The following is a 12,312-nucleotide window of genomic DNA, read 5'->3' as shown; positions in this document are numbered from 1 at the left end:
TTTGATAGCGGCTTTTGCTAGCGGCGCGTTATTTCCTTTACGCCGCTGTAAAGTTTCTGTCGCTTTTTGCTTCGCATCCCCAGTCACAATCTAGTTTCTAAAGCACAACCACACTAACCTGCCCTGCCTGCGTCAATAAAGCCGCAGGCAGACCTCGCTTGCGTTGAAAGTACACTGTGCTTTCAACCCTAAGCAAGCTCGGCGCTCTGAGTTGCTTTCGCGCGCCCTGTGCTGCGCTCAAGCAGGTCGTCAGCGCACGCAAAACACAACCGAATTCACAATGAACAACCACACTAACCTGCCCTGCCTGCGTCAATAAAGCCGCAGGCAGACCTCGCTTGCGTTGAAAGCACACTGTGCTTTCAACCCTAAGCAAGCTCGGCGCTCCGAATTGCCTTCGCGCGCGCAATGCTGCGCTCAGGCAGGTCGTCGCGCATCCTCACTAGCGTGTATACTTTCTCGAGTTGCGGGCTTGTAGCTCAGTGGATAGAGCGTCTGCCTCCGGAGCAGAAGGTCGTGGGTTCGAATCCCATTAGGCCCACTTTTGATTTTCTACTTTTGGTCGTGCCTGTCTATTCGTTGCTTTTCGTGTAGTGTTTTGTAGAATATTTGCATATGCGCTGGTGCATTTAAAGAGTCATCGAATGCTATTGGGGTAGTATTCGCAAAAATAAAAGATATTTATCCATAGTTTGGAAAAGGGGAATACATAGTATGGACAATCAATGCGATTCGGATATAAAGAAAACATGTGCAATTAGTAAATTGCCTGTGAAGCTTTCGTCAATAGATCAGATAAAACATCTTAAGAAGCAAGGTATAACTTTTAACAAACAATCTGAAGATTCTGCAATTTCCTACCTTTCAATCTTCTCATATTATTTTGAGACTTGTTCATATAAAAAATTGTTTAGCAAGAGAGTTGGTGGATCTAGGGATGGCCAGTATATTGACTTGGATTTTGATCAATTATGCAAAATAGAGCAGCTTAATAGGATGTTTCAAATACTTTTGCTTCTAATAACTTTAGCTATAGAGCATGAGGCAAAAGTTAAGTTAATGAAAATGTTTACTGAAAATCCTGAAGAAGATGGATACTCCATTGTTGAAGATTACATGTCTAGTCTTTATAACGATGACCGCAAAATACTAATTGCTGAATTAGAACGACTTAAAGATGGGAAATATAGCAGAGAACCGGCGGCAAAGTATGCAGGTGGAATGCCAATTTGGGTATTTGTTGAAGGTATTACATTTGGAACATTGTTAAGATTTTATCGTTTTTGCGCAAAAAGATGGGGTAGTAGAGAGATGCAGAAGGAGCATCACTTATTGTGCAGGGTAAAATCCGTGCGTAATGCTTGTGCTCATTCTAATTCAATATTGGATGGAATTACTGAAAAGAGTTTTGACAACGTGCTTTTGCTTGAAGAAGTAAGTAAAGCTATTGAAGCTGTAGGGTTCAATAAGCGTGCGAGGCGATCGAATATGTGTAATGCGAAGATGAAAGAAATAGTGATAACTGCATATATGTATAAGAGATTTTTGTCTAGGAATTATCAATGTGATGAATGCGTGAATGATCAAAAAAGCATTATTAGATACATTGCAGGAGGATTTATAAAAAAGGCATCTGAGTACACAAAAGAGTATGATAAAGCGAGTAAATTTAACTCATTGCTTGCTTTTATTTGTACTGTTATTGACAGTTGGATATGTGAAAGATAAAATTGAAAATGCTTGAAAACCTTAGGGTTTTGGGGGGCGGAAGTGCGAGAGTGCATCTGCCCCGATTTTTTTTTGCGCGCAAACGACCTTTCCTTTACACAGCTGCACAGTTTCTGTCGGATTTTCTTGCTGACGCGACGACCTGCTTTCGCGTTGCACAGTATATATAGCATGGCATATAGTGACGAATCTCACACAGTATATAGCGACGAAGCACACAGAATACAGCAGCGCAGCACACAACACACAGAGCATATACCAGCACAGCATATAGTGGTGCGATGCGTGCGTTATAACAACATGTAGTACTTTGTGTGGGAAAGTGGTCGGTTTTTAGACACGCCGAAGACGCGATTTTTGCGTTTTGGCGTCGGAAATTATTCATTATAAATGCGTTTTACAGTAGATTTTTTAGCGATATTCGCGAATTATAGAAATTTTTTATATGCACAATTATAATACGTGTTTTGCTTGAAATCCTTCATGGGGGGGGGGATATAAATATTAGGGGCTTTTCAGCAACCATGCTTGTATATAGGTCATGCAGGTATGTTATACTGGACTACCTGTGGTTGGCTCTGTCTGTGGCATTTGCAGTAGTGTGCGTACAAGGTTTTAGTGCACCGAGCATTGGCATCGCATGCAGGTTGAGTGCGTGAAGTCTTAAAGATTAGAGAGTTGGAATTTGAGATATACTGCGGCTTGTGCAGCAGTGGAGGACTAGGAAGGCGAGAAAATGTTACCAGCAAAGTTCCGTGGATTCGCATCACGCGTGGGTCGTCTTGCGTCGCGCGCTTTGGTCTGGCATAAGACCAGCGAGCGTGATGCCGCCGTTCGTACTTCCAGCACCACAGTTATTTCTTCCAGCAATGCCAGTACTTTCGGCACCGCCAGCACTTCTTTCGACAAAGCAGTCATTTCCGACAGCGCAGCCAATTCCGACAACGTTACCACCATCGCTCGCACCGCTCACCCAGCCCACACTCTTCGTCGCGCGCTCTTCGCAATGTTCGTAGCCGCCGCCACCATAGTAACCATGCTCATAGTGCCGCCGATGAAAGAAGCTAATGCAGCTAATGTTAGTTGGGATTACATTGGTAATGGGTATATTTCTCCTAACTCTGTTGCGAGTTATGATGTATATAGAGATTTCGATGTTCAGTCTCCAGATATAAATACAGTAACCGTTAATGGAAAGAAAAAAACAACCATCACTTGGAATGTTCTTTTTAACGCAAATGGATGCAGAATTAAAAAAATAGAAAATCCAAATGTAGATTGTGATGAAAATACTGCTCTACATGCGTATGATGGTAGACCTGATTTTTATCTTATTCTTCCAAAAAACATCAAGGATAATAGCATAAGAATTACAAGGTATCGTACAAAATTTGCTGGTTACAGTGGTAGAGGCAAAAGGTTTGTTTGGGAAGAACGAGGCAAAGATCAAATACCAAGCGATTTTAATGGTTATACTAATGCTACGCGCTTACCAGGTGATAGTGATTATGAGAATTTCTGGAAAGCATCTATTGAAAAATGTGGTTTAGGTACAGATGCAACATGTGAAGTAGATACATGGCGTCGAGCTGGTAATTTTGGTAGGTTATTTAAATCTTGGGAACAAGATAACGCTGTAGATTCTATTCGCTGGATTGTTACTGCAGAAGTTGAAGAAGGCAGTGACCCTTATAAGTTACCTTTTATGGCAGGTTGGATTTCCTACTATGGAGATAAGCATAAGTTTACAGTTTTTGGTCCGTATGATCATGATGGCGACGGCATACCAGACTTGGAAGAGTTTAAGTATGGTTTAAATCCTAAAAATGATGATGACATCCAATTCCCAAAGAGGTCTAAAGAGGACGCTGTTTACGGTGAAGTTACTTCCGTGAAACCGTATATAAATACTGGTGAGTGGGTTGGTGATTCTTATAACGGCGATTTTAAATATTATAAGGACATGCCAAATCATGGGGGCAGAACTACGACTGAGATGATTCCAACTGATGCTGGAATAGAATTTACGTTTAAAAAGAATGGAATTGGAAATAGTGAGATACTTCCGCCCGGTGTTACTAAGACTAATAATCCTAATAATATGCAGCCTGGTCAAGCATATATTAACCCAAAAACAGGCGAAGTTAAGTATAGTCCTAAGGCTTCTGATAGAAACAAAACTATACATTTTGAAGTTCAAATAAACTATCCTGACCCTAAGCCAAACAATTGTAAAATGAACAATTCAATTGTGAAGGTAAAAGGCGTTGATATACACGTTGTTTCGCAGGCGTCCCGGTATAACCCTTACTATGACGATACTACAGTAAAAGCTGGTGAAGAAAAGAATTCTCCAAATCCAAAAGACAGGGGAGGGAAACAATTCCCATCTGGCACTAAGTTTAAGGCAGAAATTTATAATAAGTATCAAAATCCACCAACTTGGGCAAAGATTAATAACGAGTCCACTGGTGTTGTCACTTTCCACCCAAATAAGTGGGTTCCTGCTTCTAAAACTGGTCAGCCTGAGAAGAGACCTGTAGTTGTGCATTATCCTGATGGTTCAACTTCGAAGGATAAAGATTCTGGTAATCATGGTGATCCAGTTAATGCTCAAGTGTATGTAACAAGAGATAACCCTGGCACTGGTGACTTGCAGCTCCATATTCATAAGAACCAAAATGGTCAAGAGATTAACTATACCAATGGATTCGTATTCCGCAAGAATCGTGATGTTACTCCACACCCATGGATAGATTCTTGGTCAGTGCAGGAACCTGGCGATATTACTATTCGCTCTGTGTGTGCTGATACTACAAATCTTCTGAATCTTAAGTTTTATCTTAACGGTATTAATGGAATAACAATAAATGGTGAAAAACCGTGGCCTCATGCTACTGATGAGGAACAAGAAAAGTGCCGAAATGGTCAGGGCTGTGCAGCAAACAAATTATTTGATAGCACAGACAGAACCATGGAGCGTACGCGTGGTAGCATCACAGGAAAGCCACTAAAGGTTGGCAATTACCAGTGCACTGTGTATGCTTTGAAGCCTAAGGCTTTGAAGAAATTTGAGGATGCTGAAAAGAAGAATAAGGATATTGGAAAGAAAGACGGTTCTTCTACTAATATCATTGATTCTGATACCTTCAGTGGGTTAAGAGAAGATGTTGATTATACATCTAGAACTGTGCCAATTAAGGTTCACTCCGACGCGCATTATTATAATCCTCAATACGATAAGGTATATGTGCAGGCTGGTGGTAAGTCTAAAGAATCGGCTGCTCCAGTAAGCCATTCTGGTGCTAACGGCGTGAAAGGTAATGACAAGAGTCAACAGGAGCTTGTGCAGAATGGTACTAGGTTGCCAAAAGGCACTTGGTTTGAGCTAAGAACCTATCCTAAAGATAATGAACATGTTCTTACATGGTATAAATTTGTCAATAAGCAAAGTAACAAGAAATCAGGCAAGGATGAGCCTGAAGATAGTACTACTGACGCTAGATATGGCAAAGTTACTTTTTCTCCAGAAAAAACTGTAATGCTTGGTGAATATTTTGCTCCTGTAATTGTGCATTATCCAGATGGTTCCACTTCTGAAGATCCGGATTCTGGTAATCTTGGCAAGCCTGTATATGCGCCTGTAGAGGTAACTAGTCAACCGATCCAAAAAAATGATTTAAAGCTCAATGTTTATTCGCAATATGGCGGAAGACGAATTGAAAACAATGATAAAAATGGTATGCGTTTCCGTAAAGATGAAGTGTTAGGCGACGCTACTGGTAACACTAAGCCAATGTTCTTTGACTCATGGTCAAGTGCTAAGCAAGGAAAAATTTATCAGCGCATGCTTTGCTATAAAAAGAATCCACAAACTGGTAAACCTGAAAGCTATGAGATTGATGGTATTAATGGTCTGACACTTGCCGGTCGAAAAGGTAATACTACAAGCGGTGAATTTATTGATAAACAACCATCACAATGGACAAGAGCTACTGAAAAGAATAAGTATGAATGTACGGTTCATGGTAAAAACTGCAACCGTAACCTTTACTTATACGGTGATGAGCATGATACCGTAGAGCGCACTTGGGGTTGGTTACATGGCAAGGTTAAGGAAAATGGCGACTTTGTGTGCACTGTGTACGCTATTAAAGACCTTGAAAATAAAGATGGTAAGCATGGTGATTTACAAAATAAGTTTGATAAAGCTGTAAATGACTTTGTAAAGAAACCTGCTGATCGCAAGTTTGAAGAGGTTATTAAATCAGTCTTAACAGATAAGCCGGGTAGTGAAGATAGTCCTCAAGAAGCCACTCAAAGGCATATCGATTGGGATTCGGTAACCTTCCCAATTCATGTGCATAGTGATGCTCACTACTACAACCCAGAGTATAAGACTATTAGCATGGAGGCTGGTACCAAACAAGCCACTGAGGTGCCTAAGAGCAAGAAGAATGCCAACGATGCTAATACGTTGCAAGACGATGTGCGCGAAGGTGATCTACCGGACGGAACTTGGTTTAAGTTTAAGAAATCTTTAAGCTACACATTCTTTGAGGATGATCAAGATAATAAAGCTGACTCTGGTGATTCAGCTAAGAATGGCACGGGTCAGTTTGGCAAGGTGACGTTCCGACCGCACAAGTGGTTCCCTGTTGGTTCTGACAAAGTGCAGGTTATTGTGCACTATCCGGACGGTTCCACTTCTGAAGATAAGGACTCTGGTAATCTTGGTAAACCTATTTATGCGAAGGTAGACATTACGCGATCGCATGATGAGGATGCTGGTAATTTACGGCTGAATGTTGGCGATCGTGAAGGTAGCGGCGACTGGAATGATACTACCATCAAACTCACTAAGGGCGAGGAACTTAGTACTTCTAAAAAGACGACCCGTTGGCTTGATTCATGGTCCAAGTATAAGCCTGGAAAAATCAATTTGCGCACAATTTGCAATAAGATCAATTCAGACGGCACTAAGTCTCACTACCAGTCGGGCGGTATTGCTGGTATTAAGATGCAAGATGTAAAGATTTGGGATCATACTGAAGATGCGTCAGCGCAGAAAGCTTGCGAGAAGGATGCAAGTCAGTGCCACCCTGATAGGCAGCTATACGACGATTACATTGCAAATGGTAACTCAAAAGATACCACTGAGCGTACTCGTGGGTGGATTAAAGGCAAGGCTAACGAATCCGGCGACTACGAATGCGTAGTTTACGCGATTAAAGCAAAACAGTTTAAGACAGACAATAACGATTTGCTTGCTAGATTCGATGCAGCTGTTGGTGCACTTAACAAAGATGCAAGTAAGAATAACACTGATCCTTTGAAAGACTTCAAGTGGAAGCTTGATGGTAATAACGGCAACAAAAACGCGGTTAAAGGTGTTGACTACGAGTATCGCGCAATACCAATCCACATTCACAACGACAACCACTTCTACAACCCGAAGTATGTTGATGTGAGCGTTACGGCTGGTCAAAAGGTTGAGAATGCTGTGCCGCAAAGCGTTAAGAGTGCTAACGGTGCGGATAAATACCAGGATGCTGTGAAGGCTGGTGCGCTTCCGGACGGAACTTGGTTTGAGTTTAAGGATGCTACTCACGGATTTGAAGTAAATAATGACGGCACTGCTGGAAACAAGGTGTCTTTAGACTGGTCGTATTGGGCTTCTGGCAACGCCGCAGATAACACCGGTGAGCAGAGCAATAAGCCTGACAATCCTTCCAAGCAAAAGAATGGCAAGCACAGTTCCAAGGATGACGGCACGCGTTACGGCAAAGTGACCTTCCACCCAGATCAAGCTGTTACTCCTAAAGCGTACTTGAAAGAGATTGTCATCCATTACCCGGATGGCTCCACTTCGGACGACCCGGATTCTGGTAACAACGGCAAGCCTGTGTATGCGAAAGTTACAGTTGGAGGCCTCAGTGGAGCTGACAAGGATCTTAAGATGACATTGCTCAGATCTCAAGATGCTGATCCTGAACATGACAAGCTTGGTGGTGCCAATTCTCTTACCGTCATGAGCGGCACGAGCCTTACTAAAAATCCGTATGTGCTCGCGTGGAGCTTGAAGGATCGTCGCGATATTTCATTGCGTATGATGTGTGCTAAGCAAGGCGAGCAAAAGTGGAGTCGCGGGCTTGACGATACGCTCAATATGCATCTGAACCAGAATTATGGCGAAGATGTAAAGCCGTGGGCTTTTGCAAGTGCTGAGCAGCGAAAGTCTTGCAGTCAAGACAGTAAGAATTGCATGGCTAACTTGCTGTATGGCTTTACGAAGAATGATAAAGATCCGAACAGCATAGAAAACGCTGTGTCTCGCAGTGAAGACGATATTGCTGGCGTACCTCAAAAGGCTGGAAATTACACGTGCGCTGTGTTTGCGTTGAAGCCGAATGCGCTGACGGTGTTTAATGACACTGTTAATGCTGGGCTTAGTACTGATAAAAAGTATTCGTCTACAAATATGCAAACAACTCAGCTTACCGGCGTAACCGTTGGAAAAGACTGGAACAGAATTGCTGTTAATGTGACCGTGATCGATCCGCCTAAATTCGCGCTGCCAAAGACCGGCGGAATGAACTGGAATGTGCTGCTTGGTACGTTTGCTGTGATTGGCACGGGCGTGATGGCGGCTGGGTTCTTCCTTGAACAAACCAAGTGGGGGCGCGCGATGCTCGAGACGTTGCTGCGTAAGACACTGCTTAGAGATTTTATTTGCAAAACTGCCAAAAAGCTTCGCGCTTTAAGGCGACGTAGCGAAAGGTGGCGATGCTGATGAAAATTTTCTGCAGCTTAAAAACTGCAGTATCAAAGTTCCATGTGCTGGCAATGGCATTACGCGTTACGTAGTGATGGTACTTATGCCGGAGCATGGTTCGGATTTAATCTTGCTGCGCGCGGCGCAAATCGTAGCCGCCGACAGAGTTTATGCGGCTTTGCGATGACTCCGCCGACCGTGCGCAACACAAAATAAAACAATAAACGTATTTTCCTCAAAACCTGCCCACAAGGGCACTGATATAAAGGAGAAGAAAGTGAATAAATTCACTAAACAATGCGTGGCGGCATTCGCCTCGCTCGCAATGGCTGGTACGCTGTGCGTCGCCGGCGCCGTGGTGGCAAACAACGTGGCATTTGCTACGGGTCCTACAGCAGCTGAAAAAGCCCCATGGGATCTTGGCAATGAAGCTACCACTAAGAAGGGTTCCATTACCATTCACAAACAGGATGATACTACTAAGGCAGGTGTTCCTGGCGCTGTATTTTCTGCTAAGAAAGTTAAGACAATTGATGGTACTGCCATTAATTTAACTAGTCGAGATGACTGGGAGACCTTAGCACAAAAAGTAGATAAACTTAACAAGAGTGCTACTGTTGCTGATAACACTATTGCATATGAAACTCCATTGCCAGATCAAACAACTAATTCTAAGGGTGAGGCAAAGTTTGCTGATCTTTCCATTGGTATCTATCGTATTGAAGAAAAGAATCCGCCTAAGGGTTACACATCTGATGTTATTCCATTCTTCATGACAGTTCCAGAGATTACTCGTGATAAGAGCTCTACTAACAACAAGTACACTTACGATGTAAGCGTAACTCCTAAGAACCACAACGTGAAGGACGCTATTTCTAAGGCGGCTGATACCAAGAACATGGTTGGTGTTGGTGATGTTTTGCCATATACAATTAACGCTACACCAAACAAGACTAAGGCAACCAACCTTGATAAAGACGGTAAAGCTAAGAATCTTACTAAAGAAGATCTTAGCCAGTATGCAATCTTTGATGATGCGTTAACTACAGCATATGAGAATGCTAATGAAAATGCAGTTGCTGAAGTTAAACTTGACGGTGAGACTGATGCGTTAATAAAAGGCACTGATTATGAAGTAACGAAAGCTGCAACTCCTGATGATAATACTCGAACTCGTATTTCTGTCGTGTTTAAGGATGCTGGTCTTGAGAAGATTATCACAAAGTTGAATGCGGTTACTAATGCTCAGCAGCAGCCACAGATTCATGTGACTTTTAACTTCAAGATTGCCTCTACAGTAACTACGGGTAGTGATCATAAGCTTTCTAACAAGTATGGCTTCATCCCAGGTGGAAAAACTGGTGAAAACCATGAGCCAGTTGTGCCTGATACAACTACAGATACTGAGTTCCGTAAGTTCCACATTCTTAAGTATGATGCTAAAAAAGGTGAAACAACCAAGCTTGATGCTGCAAAGTTCAAGGTGTTTGCTGGCGCTAACGGTGATTCTGCTACTGATTCCAATGCTCTGAAAGTAGCACAGAAGTGTGCTGATGATCCTACTAATGCAGATAATTGCAAGACTTCTCTTAGCGGTTTTGGTGAGAAATCTACTAAGAATGGTGTAACGGAAGATTACTCTGCTAAGGTTGGTCAGAAGTTCTACATTGTTGAGACTTCTGCTCCTGAGAACTTTACTCGCTCTACCAAGGTTTATGAAGTAACTTTGACTTCTGCTCCTTCGAAGGATGGGGCTCAAGTTGTTAAGATTGCTAACGTTCCTACTAAGGATGGAGATCACAACTGGTTCAACCTTCCAAAGACCGGTGCCGCAGGCGTAATCATCTTCGCTCTTGCTGGCATGTGCTTGGTTGCTGTTGGTATGTTCATCTTCTTGCGCAACCGCAAGAAGGATGAAGAGCAGCAGGCTGCCTGATTGTAGTTGATGACTGCTGAGAAAAATCAGCAGTCACTGCTGCATGAATGTAAATATCTGTTTGCATGGCATAAATATTGGAGCTGGGTGCGACTTGTTGCTCCCGGCTCTATATTTGTGCGCTTTAATTGAACTAACTAGCGAGCGCAAAATCAATAAATCGTAAATCAAATCTAAATCCAACAAAAAACTCACGAAACGAGGAAGCATGAAATTAAACGATGCTGTTGCTAAAGTATATGCTTTCCTCAACAAAATCGCTCTGAATATCCCCATCGTAAGTAAGCTTTTCAAGAATCGCACTGCTGAAACTAGTACTGCTGAAACTAGCTCTTCCGAAACTGCTATATCCGAAACTACTGCATCCGAAACTAATCCTGCAGACCCAAACTCTTCCGCGCAACCTTCCGTAAGCGCACATCCTACCGCAAGTGCGCAAAAATCCAAGCAAGAATCTAAGCAAAAATCCAAGCTCCGCCGCATCGTCGAGCCAATCGCATTCGTGTTGGCAGGCATTTTGTGCTTCAGTTACCCTGTTGTTTCAACGCTTTGGAATAATCGCGTGTCGAAGGAGATTTCTAACGCGTACGACAAGTATAACCACGATCAGGCTGGTGACGTGCGTCGCGCTCACATTCGTGCAGCGAAGCTTTACAATAAAACTCGCAAGAATATGCTTACCACGGATCCGTATGGTCCGGATGGGCAAAAAGACATAACTAACACACCTGAATACAAGCGTTATCTTAAGGCGCTTGAGGAGCCTATGGGCATTATCGGCATTGTAAAAATTCCGAAGATTGGCGTAAAGCTTCCTATTTATCACGGCAGTTCGCAGGAAGTTTTAGCGCACGGCGCTGGTCATTTGTACGGCACGGATTTGCCGGTTGGTGGCAAGAACCGCCACACAGTTATTACCGCGCACACGGGTCTTGCTGACGCCACCATGTTTGATGATTTGGTGAATTTAAAGAAGGGCGACTATTTCTACCTCGACGTGCAAGGCGAAACTTTACGATACAAAGTGTTCCGCATCAGCGTTGTTGAGCCACACGATATTAGTTTATTGCAGCGCGAAAAGGGGCGCGACTTGGCGACTCTGCTAACGTGTACCCCGTATGGCGTGAATTCGCATAGGCTTTTGGTGACGGGGTATCGTGTGCTGCCGGACCCTGTGAAGGCGCCGGATGACCACGTGCAATGGCCGCTTTGGATGACGCTATTCGTGATTGCAATGGCGTTCTCATTGATTGTTTTGTCCATGATGATTGCTGTTGCAACGTCTAAGCGAGGGCGACAGCTCGACATTCGCGGCAAGCATTTGCTGATTCTTTCGCGTAAGATGCTGCGTAAATTGCGTCGTGAGTAGCGCGACGACCTGCCTGAGCGCAGCATTGCGCGCGCGAAGGCAATTCGGAGCGCCGAGCTTGCTCAAGTTGAAAGCCCAGTGGGCTTTCAACGCAAGCGAGGTCTGCCTTCGTCAGTAAAGACGAAGGCAGGGTAGGTTCGTGTGGCTGTGTTTTAGGAACTAGGTTGTGTTTTGTGTGCGCTGACGACCTGCCTGAGCGCAGCATTGCGCGCGCGAAGGCAATTCGGAGCGGAAACTCGCTTGGGTTGGAAGTCCAGTGGACTTCCAACGCGAGTTTCGTAAGTGAGCGTTGTGACTGCGCGCGTTTGGAGTGCTACGCAGCCTTAATCCCTCCAAATGTGAGAAACTTTCCTCGCGTTTGGAGTGCCAAAGTAGCGCAAATCCTCCAAACGTGAGACAAGTTCCTCGTAAATGGAGCGATTTGCAACAGATAATCCTCCAAATGTGGGATGGTTGTTTCGTGTTTGGAGGGTTTTTGTGGGTTTGTTGCTCCAAACGTGAGAT

4 protein-coding genes and 1 tRNA gene are annotated in these 12,312 nt (G+C 43.6%); all 5 read left to right on the top strand.

Annotated features, from left to right (window positions below):
- Positions 1–468: 468 nt before the first annotated feature.
- The 5 genes from HXT32_RS04910 to HXT32_RS04890 all read left to right on the top strand — a co-directional run bounded on the left by HXT32_RS04910 (position 469) and on the right by HXT32_RS04890 (position 11,808).
- Positions 469–541: transfer RNA gene (locus tag HXT32_RS04910), tRNA-Arg, on the top strand.
- Between the two features lie 173 nt (positions 542–714).
- Complete coding sequence (locus HXT32_RS04905; protein ID WP_102703396.1) at positions 715–1,728, top strand: Abi family protein; 1,014 nt, start codon at positions 715–717, stop codon at positions 1,726–1,728.
- Positions 1,729–2,464: 736 nt separating this feature from the next.
- Complete coding sequence (locus HXT32_RS04900; RefSeq protein WP_422118929.1) at positions 2,465–8,521, top strand: Rib/alpha-like domain-containing protein; 6,057 nt, start codon at positions 2,465–2,467, stop codon at positions 8,519–8,521.
- A 259-nt stretch (positions 8,522–8,780) separates the two neighbouring features.
- On the top strand, positions 8,781–10,439 hold the full coding sequence (locus HXT32_RS04895; protein ID WP_415697951.1) for a SpaH/EbpB family LPXTG-anchored major pilin: 1,659 nt from the start codon (positions 8,781–8,783) through the stop codon (positions 10,437–10,439).
- Positions 10,440–10,647: 208 nt separating this feature from the next.
- Positions 10,648–11,808: a class C sortase gene (locus tag HXT32_RS04890; protein ID WP_415697952.1), complete on the top strand. Its 1,161-nt coding sequence runs from the start codon at positions 10,648–10,650 to the stop codon at positions 11,806–11,808.
- Positions 11,809–12,312: the final 504 nt, after the last annotated feature.

This window comes from Gardnerella sp. DNF00747, from assembly GCF_049262675.1.
In the GTDB taxonomy this organism is placed as follows: domain Bacteria; phylum Actinomycetota; class Actinomycetes; order Actinomycetales; family Bifidobacteriaceae; genus Bifidobacterium; species Bifidobacterium swidsinskii.
This window is presented reverse-complemented; position numbering and strand designations above follow the sequence as displayed.

Bases quoted from the DNA above. Each gene is read 5' to 3' on its own strand.
- HXT32_RS04905 (WP_102703396.1), top strand. From the start codon at position 715: ATGGACAATCAATGCGATTCGGATATAAAGAAAACATGTGCAATTAGT.
- HXT32_RS04900 (WP_422118929.1), top strand. From the start codon at position 2,465: ATGTTACCAGCAAAGTTCCGTGGATTCGCATCACGCGTGGGTCGTCTT.
- HXT32_RS04890 (WP_415697952.1), top strand. From the start codon at position 10,648: ATGAAATTAAACGATGCTGTTGCTAAAGTATATGCTTTCCTCAACAAA.